Annotated in this window: 15 protein-coding genes and 1 tRNA gene; 13 read left to right on the top strand and 3 right to left on the bottom strand. The window is 67.6% G+C overall.

Annotated elements, in window-relative coordinates; all coding sequences use genetic code 11:
* Positions 1-123: EF-Tu C-terminal domain-related protein (locus FGK63_RS19315; RefSeq protein ID WP_449421237.1), on the top strand; the 123-nt coding region annotated here is incomplete at its 5' end.
* A 106-nt stretch (positions 124-229) separates the two neighbouring features.
* Here FGK63_RS19315 and FGK63_RS19320 read toward each other — a convergent pair.
* Positions 230-508, bottom strand: a complete 279-nt coding sequence (locus FGK63_RS19320) for an acylphosphatase (RefSeq protein ID WP_138845368.1) — start codon at positions 506-508, stop codon at positions 230-232.
* 82 nt (positions 509-590) lie between these two features.
* Positions 591-1,295 (bottom strand): lysophospholipid acyltransferase family protein, encoded by a 705-nt coding sequence (locus FGK63_RS19325; RefSeq protein WP_138845370.1) that lies wholly within the window; start codon positions 1,293-1,295, stop codon positions 591-593.
* Between the two features lie 145 nt (positions 1,296-1,440).
* Between FGK63_RS19325 and FGK63_RS19330 the strand changes: the two genes are divergently transcribed.
* Positions 1,441-1,516 (top strand) — tRNA-Trp (locus FGK63_RS19330).
* Positions 1,517-1,575: 59 nt separating this feature from the next.
* Here FGK63_RS19330 and FGK63_RS19335 read toward each other — a convergent pair.
* The gene (locus FGK63_RS19335; protein WP_246044091.1) at positions 1,576-2,214 is read right to left on the bottom strand and encodes a LuxR C-terminal-related transcriptional regulator; all 639 of its coding nucleotides are present in this window, start codon (positions 2,212-2,214) and stop codon (positions 1,576-1,578) included.
* Between the two features lie 216 nt (positions 2,215-2,430).
* Here FGK63_RS19335 and FGK63_RS19340 point away from each other — a divergent pair, with 216 nt between their 5' ends.
* From FGK63_RS19340 to qhpG, 11 genes are all read left to right on the top strand, one after another.
* A complete protein-coding gene (locus FGK63_RS19340; protein ID WP_138845372.1) occupies positions 2,431-3,672 on the top strand; it encodes an aminotransferase class V-fold PLP-dependent enzyme in 1,242 nt (413 codons plus the stop codon).
* A gap of 14 nt (positions 3,673-3,686) precedes the next feature.
* Positions 3,687-4,883, top strand: coding sequence for a malate--CoA ligase subunit beta (locus FGK63_RS19345; RefSeq protein ID WP_138845374.1), 1,197 nt, complete (start codon positions 3,687-3,689; stop codon positions 4,881-4,883).
* On the top strand, positions 4,883-5,773 hold the full coding sequence (gene sucD / locus FGK63_RS19350) for a succinate--CoA ligase subunit alpha (protein ID WP_138845376.1): 891 nt from the start codon (positions 4,883-4,885) through the stop codon (positions 5,771-5,773). Before FGK63_RS19345 ends, sucD begins: the two co-directional genes overlap by 1 nt.
* Positions 5,773-6,744, top strand: coding sequence for a 2-hydroxyacid dehydrogenase (locus FGK63_RS19355; protein ID WP_138845378.1), 972 nt, complete (start codon positions 5,773-5,775; stop codon positions 6,742-6,744). Before sucD ends, FGK63_RS19355 begins: the two co-directional genes overlap by 1 nt.
* Positions 6,745-6,820: 76 nt before the next feature.
* Entirely contained in the window at positions 6,821-7,798 is a 978-nt protein-coding gene (locus tag FGK63_RS19360) for an HpcH/HpaI aldolase/citrate lyase family protein (protein ID WP_138845380.1), read from the top strand.
* A gap of 258 nt (positions 7,799-8,056) precedes the next feature.
* Positions 8,057-11,380, top strand: a complete 3,324-nt coding sequence (locus tag FGK63_RS19365) for an adenylate/guanylate cyclase domain-containing protein (protein ID WP_138845382.1) — start codon at positions 8,057-8,059, stop codon at positions 11,378-11,380.
* A 129-nt stretch (positions 11,381-11,509) separates the two neighbouring features.
* Entirely contained in the window at positions 11,510-13,075 is a 1,566-nt protein-coding gene (locus FGK63_RS19370; protein WP_138845384.1) for an FAD-binding oxidoreductase, read from the top strand.
* A 42-nt stretch (positions 13,076-13,117) separates the two neighbouring features.
* Positions 13,118-14,818: a hypothetical protein gene (locus FGK63_RS19375; RefSeq protein ID WP_138845386.1), complete on the top strand. Its 1,701-nt coding sequence runs from the start codon at positions 13,118-13,120 to the stop codon at positions 14,816-14,818.
* On the top strand, positions 14,811-16,574 hold the full coding sequence (locus tag FGK63_RS19380; RefSeq protein ID WP_138845388.1) for a ferritin-like domain-containing protein: 1,764 nt from the start codon (positions 14,811-14,813) through the stop codon (positions 16,572-16,574). The genes FGK63_RS19375 and FGK63_RS19380 overlap by 8 nt, the downstream gene beginning before the upstream one ends.
* Entirely contained in the window at positions 16,571-17,905 is a 1,335-nt protein-coding gene (locus FGK63_RS19385; RefSeq protein WP_138845389.1) for a radical SAM/SPASM domain-containing protein, read from the top strand. Before FGK63_RS19380 ends, FGK63_RS19385 begins: the two co-directional genes overlap by 4 nt.
* A gap of 2 nt (positions 17,906-17,907) precedes the next feature.
* Entirely contained in the window at positions 17,908-19,368 is a 1,461-nt protein-coding gene (gene qhpG, locus FGK63_RS19390; RefSeq protein WP_138845391.1) for a flavin-dependent monooxygenase QhpG, read from the top strand.
* Positions 19,369-19,392: the final 24 nt, after the last annotated feature.

Consider the following 19,392-nt stretch of genomic DNA (forward strand, 5'->3'; position numbering starts at 1 on the left):
GACAACGTCGGCTTCACCGTCGAACTGATCGCGCCGATCGCCATGGAAGACGGCCTGCGCTTCGCCATCCGCGAAGGCGGCCGCACCGTCGGCGCCGGCGTCGTGTCGAAAATCATCGAGTAAGGCGCGCGGGCCGGGCTTCGGCCCGGCACGCCGTCGAACCAAAGAAGGCCGCCCCAACCCGGGGCGGCCTTTTTCTTATGACAACACCGCCTCCCGCGCGGACGGGTCAATACGTGATCCGGAAACCCTCGACATCCGGATCGGGATCCGCCGGTTCCGTCACCACGGCGGTCACACGAGCTGCGCGCGGGCCCTTGTGCAGATCGCGCACCATGTCGTCGACGTCGCGCGCAGGACCGACGATCAGGGCGCGCACCGAGCCGTCGGGTTCATTGCGGACCCAGCCCGAAAGCCCGCGGCGCTCGGCCTCGGCACGGGTCCAGGCGCGGAAGGACACTCCCTGCACCCTTCCGGTGATCCTTGCGGTCAACGCGATCACATCCATCCGGCCATCCTTTCCGCTTCGGACGGCGACAGCATAGCACGGCCGCGGCCCCGCGTGGACCGCGCCGTGTGTCGATGCCGGCTCAGGGCTTGGGCCGCCACGGTTCGCGCCCGACCATCCGGTCCGCCTCGGCGGTGATGTCGTTCATGTGCCGCTCGAGGCTTTGACGCAGCGATTCCATCTCATCCTCGCTGGCCTTGCGCGGCACGGTCTCGGTCCATTCCCGGCACAGGAACACCCCCTCGTTCCGCCAGGGGCGCGGCATCAGCAGCCGGTCCCAGGTTCCGGCCTCGCGCCCGTGCCGGGTGGAGTAGGTGATGCCGAAGACCCGCTTGCCCGAGCTTCGCGCCCAGATCAGCGGCACGGTCGAACAGACCCGTTCCGGCCCGCGCGGACCGTCGGCGGCGATGCCGATCGAGATGCCCTGCTTCATCTTGCCCAGAACCTCGCGCGACAGCGCCACGTGGCGCTTGTGGCTGGACATGGCGATGGTGTCCATTCCAAAGAGCATCTGCACCCGGCCCACCATGCTGCCCGCCCGCGCCGCCGAGGTGATCGAGCAGATCCGCCCCTTGTCCAGCGGAAAGAAATAGGGAGACTGCGCCAGCCGCTGATGCCAGAGTACGACGATCACCGGCTCGCCCTGCTCGGCCAGCCGGTCAAGCTCCTCGTAGCCGATGCGCTGCCACCTGGTGTTGCGGTGAACCATGCGGATATAGCTTGCGATGCGGCGCGCGAACCAGTTCAGCATGGCCTCGCTATCGGCGATCTTCTTGCGCAAACTCACGAACGGCATCCTCCTGCTGGGCCGGTGATTGTCATACCGGACTCCTCCGGTGGCGCAACTCGTTTGTCCCGGCCGAAGGGCGGGCGGAAACTGAAAAAAGCCTCTTGAGTCCGTCGTCGTGCTGGCATATCTGGTGGCTCACCACAGGGGTATAGCTCAGTTGGTAGAGCGACGGTCTCCAAAACCGTAGGTCGCGGGTTCGAGCCCTGCTGCCCCTGCCAGTTTCCGGACAGTCACCTGGTCGATCCGGCGCCTTGCGCCGCGGATTGGCGCATTGCGGCTATTCCGCCGAGCCGCCGGGCATTTGCGACGAATAGTAATAGGCGATGGCCTGCGCGCGGTTCTTGACCGAGAGCTTGTCGTATAGGTTCGACAGGTGGAACTTGACGGTGTTGGTGGAAATCCCCAGCGCCTTGGACAACTCCCTGTTGGACATGCCCTTTGACAGGGATTCCAGTATCGCCCGCTCCTTGCGCGACAGGCTGCTGATCGGATCCTGCTGCAGCCCCCGGACATCGATGAACGGGAACACCATCTTGCCCGCGGCGACATCGACGCAGGTTTCCAGCAGCCCCTCGACCGCGCCCGAGCGGGAAACGAACCCGGCGGCCCCGGCCTTCATCGCCAGCTTCGGCAGGTCGCCCGCATCGTCGCCATAGACCACCAGCCGGGGCGCGTTATCGTGCTCGCGCAGCACCTCGATCAGCTTGGCGGCGCGCAGCACCGGCAGGTTCCAGTCGATCACCCCCACCTGCACCGGCACCCGCATCACCAGCCCCAGGAACCCCTCGGCGGTGGCCGAGGTCGCCACCAGAGAGAATCGGGGATCGCGTTCAAAGATCTCGGACATGGCCGACAGGACCAGCGGATTGCCGTCGGCCAGCATGATGGTGATCGGGGCAGCGGGGGCATTAACCATCTGTATTTCAGCCTTTCAAGCCGGAAACCTACCCGAATGGGTGGGCCTTAATTCGGTACACATCGGTATTCTTGGGCTTTTGGGTGGGGAAGTACCCACCCATTTGGATACCCGAAAGCAGTAGTAACTTCCGTTGCGTCACTTCGCAAGTCGCGGTTTTCTGCTCGCCAGCCAGAACAACGAGGCCGCGTGGCCGCCGACGGAGGAATTCTCAGGATGACCAGCCAGATTTTCCCGCAACTCGACATTCCGCAGACGCTTGCCGCGGGACCGGGGCCGGGCAACACGGATGCGCGTGTGCTGCAGGCTTTCGCCCGCGCCGGCGTCGCCGACCACATGCAGGGCGACGTCCTGCGGGGCATGATCGAATGCAAGCTGATGCTGCGCCAGATCTGGGGCACCCGGAACACCTATACCTTCGCCGTCGCCGGCACGGGCTGGAGCGCGCTCGACACCATGTTCTCGGCGGTGATGCCGGGCGACAAGGTGGTGGCCTTCGTCAACGGCACCTTTTCGGGCATCGACGCGCTGACCCTGCGGATCAAGGCGGCGACCCCGTCGGAACTGGCCGCCAGCCCGCTCGACCCGCAGGCCGCCAGCGTCACAGTGATCGAAGTGCCGCACGGCCAGTCCGTGACCGCCGAAACGATCGAGGCGGCGCTGGCCGAGCACAAGCCGAAATGGGCCTTCATGGCGCATTGGGAAACCGGTTCGGGCCGGATCAACGACCTCCGCGGCTTTTCCGACGCCTGTGAGCGCCACGGGGTCATGGGGCTGGTCGATGCGGTGTCCTCGCTTGGCGTCGAAAACTTCGCCATCGACGACTTCCCGGGCGTCGCCGGCTGGGCCGCGTGCCCGCAGAAGGGGCTCTGCTGCCTGCCGCTCACCTATGCGCCCGTCAGCTTCACCGACGCCTACATCGCCTCGCTCAAGGCGACCGGCGCCTATACCTACGTGCACAACCCGATCTTCGAGGCCCGCCACTGGGGCATCGTGGACGACCGCGACGTCGAGAAGGGCACCTATCACCGGACCCATTCCGGCTATGCGGTCGCGGCCTTCCACGAGGCGCTGCGCCTGACGCTGCAGGAAGGGCTGGCGCGGCGCTCGGACGCCTACCGGCGCCACGAAAAGGTCCTGCGCGACGCGGTGACCGAAATGGGCTGCGAAGTGACCTCGGACATGTCCAGCCTGGTGGTGCTGAACCTGCCCGCCGACCTGGCCGGGCGCGAGATGGAGCTGGTGCAGAACTGCCGCGCCCGCGGGTTCGGCATCTGGCCGACGCTCAGCGCCCCGGTGCAGGTGCGCATCGGCATCCTCAACCAGCTCGACCGCGAGGCCGTCAGCACCATCGTGCGCCTGTTCGCCGACGCCATCCGCGAACTGGGCGGAAACGTCGATCACGCGGCAGTCGAAGCCCTGCTCGAAAGCCGCTACGGCACCTCGATCGCCGCATAAAGGGAAGAGATCAGATGGATATTCACGAATACCAGGCCAAGGAAATCCTGGCGAATTTCGGCGTAGACGTGCCGTCGGGCGCGCTTGCCTACAGCCCCGAGCAGGCGGCCTACCGCGCCCGCGAACTGGGCGGCGACAAATGGATCGTCAAGGCCCAGGTCCACGCCGGCGGCCGCGGCAAGGCCGGCGGCGTCAAGCTCTGCGGCACCGAGCACGAGGTGCATGAAGCCTGCGAGAACATGTTCGGCCGCAAGCTGGTGACGCATCAGACCGGCCCCGAGGGCAAGGGCATCTACCGCGTCTATGTCGAGGCCGCCGTGCCGATCGACCGCGAGATCTACCTGGGCTTCGTCCTCGACCGCTCAAGCCAGCGGGTGATGATCGTGGCCTCGTCGGAAGGCGGCATGGAGATCGAAGAGATCTCGGCCCAGCGGCCCGACAGCATCGTGCGCTCCACCGTAGAACCGGCGGTCGGCCTGCAGGAGTTCCAGGCCCGCGAGATCGCGTTCAAGCTGGGGCTGGACCCGGCGCTGACGCAGCACATGGTGCGCACGCTCAAGGCCTGCTACCGCGCCTTCCGCGAATTCGACGCGACCATGGTCGAGATCAACCCGCTGGTGGTCACCGGCGACAACCGCATCCTCGCGCTCGACGCGAAGATGAGCTTTGACGACAACGCCCTGTTCCGCCATCCCCAGATCGCCGAACTGCGCGACAAGTCGCAGGAGGATCCGCGGGAAAGCCGCGCCGCCGACCGCGGCCTGTCCTATGTCGGCCTCGACGGCAACATCGGCTGCATCGTCAACGGCGCCGGGCTGGCGATGGCCACGATGGACACGATCAAGCTGGCGGGCGGCGAGCCCGCGAACTTCCTCGACATCGGCGGCGGCGCCTCGCCCGAGCGCGTGGCCAAGGCGTTCCGCCTGGTCCTGTCGGACAGCAACGTGCAGGCGATCCTCGTCAACATTTTCGCCGGCATCAACCGCTGCGACTGGGTCGCCGAAGGCGTCGTGCAGGCGCTGCGCGAACTGCAGGTCGACGTGCCGGTGGTCGTCCGGCTGGCCGGAACCAACGTCGAAGAGGGTCAGAAGATCCTCGCCAAGTCGGGCCTGCCGATCATCCGCGCAACGACACTGATGGAAGCCGCCGAACGCGCCGTCGGCGCATGGCGGCAGGATCTGACCCAAGGCACCAAAATGAGGGCTGTCTGATGAGTATTCTTCTTGATCGCGACTCCCGCGTCATCGTCCAGGGCATCACCGGCCGCATGGCCCGGTTCCACACCCGCGAGATGCTGGATTACGGAACCAACGTGGTCGGCGGCGTCGTCCCCGGCAAGGGCGGCGAAACGGTCGAGGGCGTGCCGGTCTTCGACACCGTCAAGCAGGCGGTCGAGGCCACCGGCGCCGACGCGAGCCTGGTGTTCGTGCCGCCCCCCTTCGCCGCGGATTCGATCATGGAGGCCGCGGATGGCGGCATCCGCTACTGCGTCTGCATCACCGACGGCATCCCGGCGCAGGACATGATCCTGGTCAAGCGGTACATGTACCGCTATCCCAAGGACAAGCGCATGATCCTGACCGGCCCGAACTGTGCCGGCACCATCAGCCCCGGCAAGGCGATCCTCGGCATCATGCCGGGCCACATCTACCTGCCCGGCAATGTCGGCATCGTCGGCCGGTCCGGCACGCTCGGCTACGAGGCCGCCGCCCAGCTCAAGGAGCGCGGCATCGGCGTCTCGACCAGCGTCGGCATCGGCGGCGACCCGATCAACGGCTCGTCCTTCAAGGATATCCTCGAGCTGTTCGAGAAGGACGACGACACCCATGTCATCGCCCTGATCGGCGAGATCGGCGGTCCGCAGGAGGCCGAAGCCGCCGAATACATCCGCGACCACGTCACCAAGCCCGTGATCGCCTATGTCGCCGGCATGACCGCCCCCAAGGGCCGCACTATGGGCCATGCCGGGGCGATCATTTCGGCCTTCGGGGAAAGCGCCTCGGAAAAGGTCGAGATCCTGACCGCCGCGGGCGTGACCGTGGCCGAGAACCCGACCGTGATCGGCGAAACCATCGCCAACGTGATGCGGAGGGCGGCGTGATGGCGAAACCTTCGGTTTTCGTGACGCGGCGCTGGCCGCAGGCGGTCGAGGCGCGGCTGCTGGAAAACTACGACGCGGTGCTGAACACCGGCGACGTGCCCCTGACTCCGGTCGAGTTCCGCGAGGCGCTCAGGAAATACGACGCGGTGCTGCCGACGGTGACCGACAGGCTGGGCGCCGACGCGCTGGACGTGTCCGGCGCCCGGACCCGGATCCTGGCCAACTATGGCGTCGGCTACAGCCACATCTGCGAGCCCTCGGCGCGCCACCTCGGCATGACCGTGACCAACACGCCGGACGTGCTGTCGGAATGCACCGCCGATCTGGCGATGACGCTGCTTCTGATGGTGGCCCGCCGCGCCGGCGAGGGCGAACGCGAGGTGCGCGCCGGCAACTGGACCGGCTGGCGGCCGACGCATCTGGTCGGCACCAAGGTCAGCGGCAAGACGCTGGGCATCGTCGGCTTCGGCCGCATCGGCCAGGAAATGGCGCGCCGCGCGCATCACGGTTTCGGCATGAAGATCCTGGTGCAGAACCGCAGCCGCGTCGCGCCCGAGGTGCTGGCCCGCTGCAACGCCACCCAGGTAGAAGGCATCGACGAGATGCTGCCGCAATGCGACTTCGTCTCGCTGCACTGCCCCGGCGGCGCCGCGAACCGGCACCTGATCAACGCCCGCCGTCTCGACCTGATGAAACCCGACGCCTACCTGATCAACACCGCCCGCGGCGAGGTGATCGACGAGGTTGCGCTGACCCAGTCGCTGATGTTCGGGACCATCGGCGGCGCGGCGCTGGACGTGTTCGACGGCGAACCGCGGATCAATCCCGACCTGCTGCACTGCGACAACCTCGTGATGCTGCCGCATCTGGGCAGCGCCACCCGCGAGGCGCGCGAGGCGATGGGTTTCCGCGTGCTCGACAACCTCGGGGACTTCTTTTCCGGGCGCGACCCGCGCGACCGGGTGATCTGACGCCGGTTGCGGCGCGGCGCGACACATCCCGGCGGGCGACCGCCGGGCATCCAAACACACCAGGAGTTATCGTGACATGAGCTTCCATTCATTCGAACAGGCGCCCGCGCGCCTGAACCGCAGCGAACTGGCCGTGCCCGGCAGCGCGCCCCAGATGTTCGAGAAAGCGGCGCAATCCGAGGCGGACGTGATCTTCCTCGACCTCGAGGACGCCGTGGCGCCCGACGACAAGGAACAGGCCCGCCGCAACATCATCAAGGCCCTGAACGAGATCGACTGGGGCAACAAGACCATGTCGGTGCGCATCAACGGCCTGGACACCCACTACATGTACCGCGACGTGGTGGACGTGGTCGAACAGGCGGGCGAGCGTCTCGACCTGATCATGATCCCCAAGGTGGGAACGGCCGCCGATGTCTACGCCGTGGACATGATGGTGACCCAGATCGAGGACGCCAGGGGCTACAAGAAGCGGATCGGCTTCGAGCACATCATCGAAACCGCCCTCGGAATGCAGAACGTACACGAGATCGCCTCGGCGTCGAAACGCAACGAAAGCCTGCATTTCGGCGTCGCCGACTACGCGGCCAGCACCCGCGCCCGCACCACCATCATCGGCGGCGTGAACCCCGACTACTCGGTGCTGACCGACCCGCTCGGGGACGGCAGCCGCGGCGTTCATTGGGGCGACATGTGGCACTATGCGCTGGCGCGGATGGTGGTGGCGGCCCGCGCCAACGGCCTGCGCCCGGTCGACGGCCCGTTCGGAGACTTCCAGGACCCCGAAGGCTATCGCGCCGCGGCCAAGCGCGCGGCGGTTCTGGGCTGCGAGGGCAAATGGGCCATCCACCCCAGCCAGATCGCGCTCGCCAACGAGGTGATGAGCCCCTCCGAGGCCGAAGTCACCAAGGCCAACCGCATCCTTCAGGCCATGGCCGAAGCGGCGGCTTCCGGCAAGGGCGCGGTGTCGCTGGACGGGCGGCTGATCGACTACGCCTCGATCCGCCAGGCCGAGGTTCTGGTCGAAAAGGCCCGCCGCATCGCGGCCGAATAGGCAAGGCTGCCGCGCCAGCCGATGACAGGCACCGGACCGGCTCCGGTGCCTTTCGCGTTTTGCCTGCGCGGAACCACGGGCACTTGACCATGCGTCACCCCGCAGGCGCAGCAATCTCCGTGCTTGACCGGAACGCCCGGAAAGAAAACACTGTATGCCACGGATACCCGGCTTCGGAACGGACCGGGTGCGGTATCGGTCCGCAATGTGACGGGGCAGGCGGTCGCGCCTGACATTGGACAGTATCGTGGGCGAGTCATGAAAGACATCGGGGCATTTCTGGACGGGCTCGGCCTGGCGAAATACCTGCCCGCCTTCGAGGCGAACGAGGTCGAGATCGCGGATGTGCCGCACCTGTCCGACGACGATCTCAGGGAAATGGGCCTGCCGCTGGGACCCAGACGCCGGATCCTCGCGGCCCGCGAAAAGCTGGAGCAGATGCCGCTCATGCCGCATGGCGGCCCGGCGCCATCCCGCCATTCGGGCAAGATCGAGGCCGAGCGCCGGCAGTTGACGGTGATGTTCGTCGACCTGGTCGGCTCGACCCCGCTGTCCGAACGGCTCGACCCCGAGGATCTGGGCGAATTGATCCGCCGCTTCAAGGAAACCTGCACCACCGCCGTCGGGCGTTTCGGCGGCCATGTCGCAAGCTTCATGGGCGACGGCGCGATGATCTATTTCGGCTATCCCCACGCGCACGAGGATGCCGCCGCACGGGCGATTCACGCCGGTCTCGACATTCTCGACGGCCTGGCGCGGATCAAGGCCGACCAGCCGCTGCGCGCCCGGATCGGGATTTCGACCGGCCTTGTGGTCGTGGGCACCATCCACGGCGAGGGGCTCAAGGAACATGACGTGGTCATGGGCGAAACGCCCAACCTCGCCGCGCGCCTGCAATCGCTTGCCGATCCCAACACGCTGGTCATCAGCCCCTCGACCCGGCGGCTGATCGGCAACGCCTTCGAGCTTGAGGACAAGGGGCGGTTCGCGCTCAAGGGGTTCTCGGAAAAGGTGCAGGTCTGGACGGTGACCGGCCTCGCCCGCGTCGAGCGCCGGTTCCAGGTGCGGCCCGATGCGGCGGCGGGGCGGCTGGTCGGCCGGTGGACCGAATTCCGCAAGCTGCGCGACAAGTGGAACGAGGCTCGGCAGGGGGCCGGGCAGGCGGTGATGATCTCGGGCGAGGCGGGGATCGGCAAGTCCCGCCTGATCGAGGGACTGAACCAGGAGTTGCAGGGGCAGGATCATGTGCGGCTCAGCTTCCAGTGCTCGCCCTACCATTCCAGCAGCGCGCTTTATCCGGTGATCCAGCATCTTGAGCTGGCGGCGGGTTTCGCCCCGGCGGACAGCGACGCCGACAAGATCGACAAGCTGCGCCGCGTGGCCCGCAACCAGCCGGACGAGGATCTGCGCCTGATCGCCGACCTGCTGCACGTGCCCACCGAGGACCGGTTCGGCCCGCTGGACATGACCCCGCAGCAACGGCTTGAAAGGACACTGGCGGCCCTGACAGTGCAGCTTGCCTCGGTGGCGCGGCAGAAACCGGTCCTGGTGCTGTTCGAGGACGCTCATTGGGTCGATCCGACCACCCTGTCGCTGATGGACCGCGTGATCGACCAGATCGTCGAGCTGCCGGTTCTCGTCGTCATGACCTACCGGCCCGGCTTCGATCCCGGCTGGGGGCCGCGCCACAACGCGCTGCACCTGCCGCTGACCCGGCTCAAGAACCGCGACGTGGCCGAGATCGTGGCCGAGGTCGCAAGCGGCAAGACCGTGCCGGCCGAGGTCTGCGAACTGATCGCCGCCAAGACCGACGGCATCCCGCTTTACGTGCAGGAGGTGACGCGGGGCCTGCTGGAATCCGGCCAGCTGCGCGAAACCGACGACGGCTATGTCCTCAAGGGCCCGCTGCCCGCGCTGTCGGTGCCCAGCACGCTCCAGGATTCGCTGATGGAGCGTCTGGACCGCCTCGGCACCGCCAAGGAAGTGGCCCAGACCGGCGCCGTCTTCGGGCGCGAATTCAGCCTGTCGCTGCTTTCGCCGGTGTCGCAATTGCCGCTTTCGACCCTGCAGGAGGGGTTGGATCAGCTGACATCCGCGGGCATCATCCTTCATGCCGGTGCGGCAGAGGGCGAAGAGTACGTGTTCCGCCACGCCCTGATCCGCGACATGGCCTATGACAGCCTGCTGCGCACCGAGCGGCAGGTGCTGCACGACCGCGCCGCCGGGGCGCTGCTCGAGGTGCAGCCGCAGCTCGAGCAGACCCAGCCCGAAGTGCTTGCCCATCACTACACGATGGCCAACAAGGTCGACGAGGCCGTGCGCCACTGGCAGGGTGCGGGCCGCCGCGCCGTCGAACGCTCGGCCACCACGGAAGCGGTGACGCACCTGTCCAAGGCGCTCGACATGCTGGCCGGGCAGCCGAAAAGCGATGACCGCGACCGCCGCGAGATCGACATACAGGTCCTGCGCGCGGGCGTTCTGCGCTCGACCGCCGGGATCGCCGGCGAGGCCACCGGCGAGGCCTATTCGCGCCTGCGCGAGCTTTGCGGCCGCACCGGCGAGACGGAACAGCTGTTCCCAGTGCTGAACGGCCTGTACGCCTTTCACCTGGTGCGCGCCGAATACCGGCGCGCGCGTGACGTGGCCGCGCAGATCCTCGATCTGGCCCAGCAGAGCGGCAAGACCGAACACGGCATGGTCGGGCATCGCGCCATGGGGGCGGTGCTGCTGCACATCGGCGATCTGCCCGCGGCCCGCTCTCATCTCGAAGAGGCGCTGGCGCTATATGACGTCGAAGAGCACGGGCGCCTCGCCTATGTCTACGGCACCGACCACGCGGCGATCACGGCGGGGTTCCTGGGCATGTGCCTGTGCCTGACGGGCGATCCGGAACGGGCGTTGCGGGTGCAGCGGCGGGCGGTGGAAGGGGCCGAACGGCTGAACCACGCCCACAGCGTGGCGCAGGTGCTGACCTATCACTGCATCGTGCACCTGCTCCGCCGCGACGTGGACGCGGTGCTCGAGACGGTCGAACGGCTCGAACGGGTGTCCGAGGAGCATTCCTTCGCCTTCATGTCCATGACCGCGCGGTTCTGGCGGGCCTGGGCCGAGGCGGCACGCGCGCCCGACGCCGCGCGCATCGCCGCTTTGCGGCAGGCGACCGAAACCTGGTGGTCCAGCGGCGCGGGCAACTACAAGCCGTTCTTCCTGTCGCTCATCGCCGAGTTCCTGATCGAAGCCGGCGGCGTTCACGCGGCGCAGACCGCGCTGGACCAGGCCCGGCAATCCGCAGAAGAGACCGAGGAAGGCTGGGCGCGCGCCGAGCAGCTGCGCGTCGAGGCGCTGCTGGCGGAGAAATGCGGCCGCGATCCAGAACCCCTGCTGCTCGAGGCGATCGCGCTGGCCCGCGAAAGCCGCGCCGGCCTGTTCGAACTGCGCGCCTCGGTGGCGCTGGCCCGCCACCGCAAGGAGCGGGGCGAACCGGTAGACGCCCTGCTGCTGCCGGTCCTGAAGCGGCTGGGACAGGACACGGAACTGACCGACGCCGCCGAGGCGCGGGCGCTCGCCGAAACAACCACTTGACCGGCAAGGCGGTTTGCTGCCAGCTTGGGCGACTGAGGGGCGAGCAATCAATAATCAATGATTTCAATGACCGAGGCGCGGCCTGCGCTGTTTTCGGGCGCTGGCCGCATTTGATTCGAGGAACGCTTCATGCGCAAGATCAGCAAGACCATTCTGGCCAAGGAACGCATTGCACACAGCCGCACCGACCTGGTGCTGCAACGCTATCACCCGATCGACCCCGACGAGATCCGCGCCTTTGAAAAGGGGTTGGTTGGCTCGGTGGTCCTGCCGACCGATCCCAATTACAACAACGACCGCCAGCTCTGGAACCCGGCTTTCCAGGACTATCCCGAGATCATCGTCTATTGCGAAACCATCGAGGATGTGCGCGCCAGCCTCGCCTTCGCGCGCCAGCACGAACTTTGGGTCGTGTCGCGCTCGGGCCGGCACAGCACCGCGGGCTATTCCGTCAACAACGCGATGGTGCTGGACACCAGCAAGCTCTGCCACGTGGTCGTCGATCCCGACCCGAAGGCGCCGATGGCCTACGTCGGGCCGGGCACGCCGTTCAAGGTGCTGAACTCGGTGCTGAATTCCTATCACCTGCACGTGCCGGGCGGGGCCTGCCAGGACGTCTGCGTCGCCGGTTTCATGATGGGCGGCGGCTATGGCTTCACCTCGCGCCTGTTCGGCATGAACTGCGACAACGTCCTCGGCGTCACCGTGATGCTTTGGGACGGCAGCATCGTGGTGGCGGATGCCGACACCAACCCCGACCTCTACTGGGCGATCCGCGGCGGCACGGGCAACAATTTCGGCGTGCTGCTGGAAATCCGCTACCGGCTCCACGACCTTTACGAGGTCTGGGGCTTTCACATCCAATGGCCGCTGTCCAAGGCCGCGAGCGCGCTGGAATACCTTCAGGCCAACTACATGAAGGACTGCAAGTCCGACAGGTTCGGCGCCTACATCTTCATCGCCTATCAGGGCGACGAAAAGGTCCTGCTGGTCTCGGGTCTCTACCACGGCCCCGAAGCTGAGGGGCGCAAGGTCATCCAGCCGCTGCTCGACGATCCGATCGGCGGCAAGCTGGAAAACCAGAAGACCGGCACCTATCAGGAAATCAACTCGTGGCTCTATGACGAGAAATACGACATCCCCGTTGTTCCCGACCAGGCCCGCGAGGACAAGCAGGGCGGCTACATCGCCCGGCAACTGGACGCGGCCGAATGGCAGCGTGTGGTGGATTACCTGGATTCCACGCCCAACGCCTATGGCGCGGTGGCGATCGAACCCTATGGCGGCGCGATCAACCGCTACCCGGTGGGCAAGGACGGCAACGCCTTCATTCACCGCGACGTCCACATGAATTTCTACGTGGACGTGTTCTGGCTGTCCGACGACGAGCGCGACATCGTGGTGCCCTGGCTCGACGGGTTCATGAAGCTGATGACCGAAGAGGGCTTCTTCATCGACCGCTGCTACCAGAACTACCCGCGCGGCACGCAGCTTAACTACCGCTGGCTCTACTGGGGCGACAATTTCAACTCGCTTCTCTTCGTGAAGCAGAAATTCGACCCGAAGAACTTCTTCCACTACCAGCAGAGCATCTCGCCGGTTCCCGACGACGCGCCGCCGGACATCATTCGGGACAAGTCGAAGTCCTTCTTCTCGGATCCCAAAATCACCTACGAGCCCTATTCGAACCCCTGAGCCAAGATACCCTTCAGCACTTGGCCGCAAGGAGGCTGACCAATGGATTCAATCCGCGAGATCTTCTTTCTGCCGCCGATGGCGGTGGCCCGGCTCGGCCCGGGCAAGGTGCCGCTCGAAAGCTACGAATGGCAGCAGGATCTGGACGCCCACGGCAACAACAAGACCGTGATCCGTTCCAACCTCACCCTGCGCGAGAACGAGGATGGCAGCGTCTCGGCCTATCTGCCCGATCCCAAAAAGATCCGCTTCCGCGACGAAGGCACCGGCGCGCTGCGCCCGGTGGCGCCCTTCTTCGAGCTGTGGGCGCGGATGCACGATGCCGAGACCGGCGAGGAATACGAAACGCCGGTGACGTCCGACCTGCTCGACGCGCAGGGGCTGTCGCTGAAGCACGTCCGCTACCACGTGACGGTGGGCAACCAGAAGGCCGCGCGGCGCACCGGCGACGCCGCCTGCGGCTTCCGGGCCCGCGCCGAGATCGCGGGCGACGATTTCACCCGCAAGCCCCTGTTGGCCTTCAGCCCGCACACCTCGCAGCAGCAGCCGCTGGTCTACGAGCACAATCCGATCCCGCTGGGCGCCGTGCGCGCGATCCGGCCCGTCGCCGTCCGGGGCGCGGCCGACGGGCCGGCCTTCGATCCCGGCGTCCTGCGCCTGCGGTTCACCCCGCCCGCGGGCGAGGTCTATGGCCCGCCCGACGCCGCATACGGCCCGGCCACGCTGGCTGTGCCGGGCTACAAGAACGATCCGCCCAAATCCGAATACGGCCGCATCCACGAGATCGTGCCGCCGCAGAACCGCATCCTGAACCCCGACACGCCCTGGTCGCAATGGATCATGATGACCGGCATGTACGACGACCCGGAACCGCATGACAGCTATGACGGCGCGCGGGTCGGCAACAACCAGTCCTGGGGCGTGGTGGACGACACCAGCGACGGCGTCATCGAAGCCACGCTTTCGGTGCGCGGCGAACGCCTGACCGCGCGGGCGCGGATATTCACCGGCCCGCCCGATTTCGCGCCCGACTGCCGGCCCTTCTACAGCCTCGAGGACGATCTGGCCGACCGCGACCTGTCGCTGATCTCGGTGACGGACGAGAACTACCTGCAAGCCAAGGCCGAGGTGGTGGACATCTTCCGCCGCGCCTTCGAGACCAACAGCCTGATCAATCTCGACGACATCCGCGCCCAGGGCCTCAAGGACAACGCCTCGCTGCAGGCCCAGACCGGCATCGCGCCGACGCCGGGCCTGCCTTCGACCGACGCCGCCTCGATGACCGAGGAGGACGCGGTCAAGCCCGACAAGATCCCCGACCTGATCCGCCCGCAACCCGTCTCGGTCTTCTCGAACTCGGTGCCGAACGACCGGCTGCCCTATACGGTGGCGGTGAAATTCGTGCACGAGCAACTGATCGACGAGGAAAACCTGCTGGATTTCCTGCGCCGCAGGCCGGATTTCGTGAAGACCCTGATGCGTCCGCCCTTCGGCATCCTGTCGCAGTTCGAACCCGACCCGAACCCGGACCAGACCCCGAACCCGGCCTTCCGCGACCCGCGCATCGTGCGCGACATGATGCACGACGCCCGGATGCCGCCCTACATGCGCGATTCCAACTATTTCCCGCTGTCGCTGTCGCGGCGGCAGTACCACCTGGTGATGTCCTTCATCGACCATCTGGTGGCGCACCCGCCGCGTGAGGAAACCGCCGCCAAGGCAGGAGGGCCGCAGGATGCCTGAACCGATGAACCCGATCCGCGTCAAACCCCGCAACCTGACCGCCCGCGCCGCCTACCGCGTGCCGGGCAATCCGGACAACACCCGGCTCGACGGCTCGGTCGGCAACTGCTTTCCGGGGCTCGAGATGGATGTGCGCGACCTCGACCGCCGGTTCTTTCCCGGGCTGGTGTTCAACGCCGTGCGGGTGCCGCTGAGCCCGGTCGCCGAAGCGCCGAAGAACACCCAAGGGTTCCACCTGGTCTTCGTCGACTACATGTACGACCCGATGTTGCCCGACGACAGCCCCGACGACTGGGTGCAGACCCTGCTCTCGGCCTATCGCGGCGAGGTGGGCGCCAAGCTCGGCGAGGGGCGCTGGTTCCTGTCCTGGGTCGAGCAGGGCGGTCGGCGCATCGACTTCCACGACAAGGACCGCACGCCCTATGACGGAATGCTGGTCTGGCGCTTTGTCCGCAGCCTTGAAAGCGGTTCGGACAACCCGGTTTCGGTGGCGCTGGTGCGCCGCGACCACGAGGGCGCCGTCGATGCCGAACCGGTGGTGCTGCACGGCTACCGCCGCCGCTACCGCACCGAGGCGGGCGTGTTCGACGACGCCTACGACCCCGGCGAACTGACCCAGAGCCTGTGCAACCCCTGGTCCCACGACTTCCGCGACTGCGGCTGCCACTACTGGCCGTCGAACCACCCGGACGTGGTGATGGCCGAGGTTCCGCACGATCAGGCGCTGCCGACCGGGCAATCCTACAAGCCCGTTGCCGCCGAAACCCATCTGGACTGGCTGCGCGCGGACAAAAGCCCCTCGGGCAACGTGGCGGCGCTCAACACGGTCGAGCAGAACCGCCCGTTCCAGATCGACCACTACCAGGTCAACCGGATGTGGAGCGAGCTGCCCATCGTCGTCGAGGGCCGCGAGACCGGCGAGGTCTATCAGGCCGATCCCGAGTTGCAGGACGTCGAACCCTATGCCGACGTTCAGGAAATGGTCGCGGACCTGAAAAAGCGACTGGCGCCAATGGAGATGACGCTCAGCCTGCAATATCTCTACGCCTATTTCTCGCTGGCCGACCCGGAAACCGTCGATGCCGCCCGCTGGCCGACGCTGAAGGACGACCTGATCTTCGCCCGCCGTGCGCTGCTTGAGGTCGCGATCGGCGAGATGACCCACATGCGCTGGGCCAACCAGTTGTTGTGGGAGCTTCAGGGCGACGCCTACGAACCGGTGCTGACCCCCGCCGAAATCCTGCGTTTCGGCCCCGGATACGGCAGGGTGCATCCCCGTTCGCTGCGCCCGCTGACGGCCGAGGCCATCGACGATTTCATCGAGATCGAACGCCCCGGCGGCTATATCGACCGCGCCTATGCGCAATGCGTGGCGACGCTGGAAAACAAGGCGCTGTTCGCCCGCCGCCTCTACGCGCTGGCGGTGCGGATCGACTCGGACGGGGACGAGCATTACCTGCGCTTCCGCCAGATGAAGGAGGTGCTGGCGAAATACGACACCGGGCAAGGGCTTCCGGCCTATCTGCGCCCCGTCAAACCCGGCACGAAGGCGCAGGCGAAGCAGGCCCTCGCCCTGTTCAACAGCGTGACCGATGGATTGCGCCAGGCCTACGCGCTCGAAGCCTGTGACAAGTTCGCGCAAGCGCAGGAGCACATCGCCCGCGTCCGCGACACCATGCAGGATCTGCGCGTCACGGGCGACGAACTGGCCGCGAAGGGCATCGGCATCCCGTTCTGGCCGGAAGCCGAGACATGACCCGCCCCGAACCGGACCTGCGCGCGCCCCGCCGCGATGTGCATTTCTTCGACACCGAGCATGGACAGCACATGCTGGCGGTGGACGGCTCGCGCGTGTTCGACGTCCCGCCCGGCACGGCCGAGGCCCATGCCGGCTGGGACGACGCGGCCCGCGCCGGGTTCCTGGACGGGCTGGGCCTGCGTGACGCGCCCTTCATCGACGACGCGCCGCCGCAGGACATGCCCGTCCGGTCCCTGTCGCTGGCGGTGGCGCAGAAATGCAACCTCGCCTGCACCTATTGCTACGCTTCCGGCGGCGAGTTCGGCGGTCCGGCCCGGAACATGTCATGGGAGGTCGCCCGGGCCTCGGTCGATCGTCTCGTTTCAGAAGCGGAACCGGGCGACAGGATCAGCCTCGCCTTTCTGGGCGGCGAGCCCTTGATCAACCGCGACCTGATCCGCCGCGCCACCGACTACGCCGTGCGGCAGGCGCGGGCGAAGGACCTGCGCGTCGGTTTCTCGATCACCACCAACGGCACCCTGCTGCGGCCCGACGATGCCGAATTCTTCGAAGCGCACGGTTTCGCCGTGACCATCAGCCTCGACGGCATCGGCGCGGCCCATGACCGCCTGCGCCCCTACCGCGGCGGGCGCGGCAGCTTCGACGCGATCCTGAGCCGCGTCGCGCCTTTGCTGGAGGCGCAGCGCCGGATGCAGGTCGGCGCCCGCGTGACCGTCACGCCGCGGAACATGGACCTGCCCGAGACGCTGGACCGCTTCGTGGCGATGGGGTTCCACTCGGTCGGCTTCTCGCCCATGCTCGCGGCGCCCAACGGCAAGCATGAACTGGACCGGGCCGGGCTGGACGACATGCTGGCGCAGATGCGCCTCTGCGGCGCGGCTTTCGAGGCGGCGGTCGTGGCGGGGCGGCGCTATCCCTTCTCGAACATGGCGTCGGCGATGCACGAGATCCACCGCGGCACGCACCGGCCCTATCCCTGCGGCGCGGGCGCGGGCTATTTCGGCGTCTCCGCCGATGGCGGCCTGTTCGCCTGCCACCGCTTCGTCGGGGACGAGGCGGCCGCGATGGGCGACGTGACCAGCCCCGACAGCGCCCGCCGCAACGGCTGGTTGGCGGAGCGGCACGTTCATACCCAGTCGCCGTGCAACAGCTGCTGGGCGCGCTACCTCTGCGGCGGCGGCTGCCATCACGAGGTGATCCACCGCGGCCGCCCCGCCTGCGACTACATCCGCGGCTGGCTGCATTACTGCCTGCAGGCCTATGTCCGCCTGATCGAGGCCCGCCCGGATTTCTTCGGCGAAGGCGGGCCGCCAAGCCGGGCCGAGTGACGATGCCCGCGGCAGGCGGCATAGGCGAGGCCGAGATCTGCGTCGTGGGCGGTGGCCCCGCCGGATCGGCCACCGCGCTGCGGCTGGCGCAGCTCGGCCACGATGTCTGCCTGATGGAACGCGACGCTTTCCCCCGCGCCCATATCGGCGAGTCGCTGCCGCCTTCGGTGCTGCCGATCCTCGACGCGCTGGGCCTGCGCGGGCGGGTGGACGGGGCCGGGTTCCTGCGCGCCACCGGCTCGATCCTATATTGGGCCGGCGAGTTCGAGAGGCGCGGCGCCTCTGCCGGCCAGCCCGGGCTGCTTGTGGACCGGGGCCGCTTCGACGCGCTGTTGCTGCAGGCCGCGTCCGACGCGGGCGTCCGGGTTCTGCAACCCGCCCGCGCCCGCCGTCCCCGCCGCCGGGCCGGGGGGTGGGACATCCCCGTTCGCGGCATCCCGGATGTGTCGATGGTGCGCGCGGCCCTCATGATCGACGCGGCGGGCAAGCAGGCCGGGCTGGGGCGCAGGTTCCGGCGCTGTTCCGCGCCGCTGCTGGCGCTATTCGCCTATTGGCAGGCGCCGCCGGGCTTCGGCCCGGAAACCCGGGTCGAGGCGGGCGCGGCGCATTGGTACTGGGGCGCGCTGCTGCCGGACGGCACGGTCAACGCCATCGCCTTCGTCGATCCCGCCGCATGTGTGGGCCTGTCGCCCGCGCAGCGCCGCGACCTCTACCTGAATCTGCTGGCGCAATCGACGCTGCTGTCGCCCTGCCTCGAAGGGCGGCGCATCGGCCCCGTCCGCCGCTGCGACGCCGCCAGCTACATCGAGGAAACCCCGCCCGCCCCGGACCTGCTGCGCGTGGGCGAGGCCAGTTTTTCCATCGACGCGCTTTCCTCGCAGGGTGTCCAGTCCGCGCTGGGGCAGGCGATGCAGGCCGCGGCGGTTGCCCATACCGTCCTGACCCGCCCGCGCGACGCCACCCTGGCGCTGGATTTCCACGCCGCGCGTCAGCAGGAACGGGTGCGCGCCCATGCCAACCTCGCCGCCGAATATTACGCGCGCCAGGCGCGGCACCAGGCGGCGCCGTTCTGGACGGACCGCGCGTCGCCGCCTGCATGGCTGGCACAGCCGTCGCCGGAACCGCCTCCGGGCCAGATGCCCGACGACGCGCCGCTGCGCCTGTCGCCCGAGGCGGAAATCGGCATCTCCGGCATCCAGACTGGCGACCTGATCGCGCCCGGGCCGGTCCTGACACATCCGCATCTGGGACGCCCGGTGGCGCTGCTGGACGGCGTGCCGGTCGCGCCGCTGCTGCGCCAGCTTGACTGCGACGCGTCCGCCGCCGCCATTCGGCATCACTGGTCCGGCCTCGTCGGAGCCGGACGCGCCGACAGGCTGCTGCGCTGGCTCTGGCGCAACCGGGTGCTGGTTCCCGCCTGCCGCCTGCCGATCCCGGTTTCCTCGGACGCGCGGATGGCCTAAAGTCCGCGGGAATCTGAACAGCCC

This window comes from Ruegeria sediminis (genome assembly GCF_005938215.1).
Classification (GTDB): domain Bacteria; phylum Pseudomonadota; class Alphaproteobacteria; order Rhodobacterales; family Rhodobacteraceae; genus Ruegeria; species Ruegeria sediminis.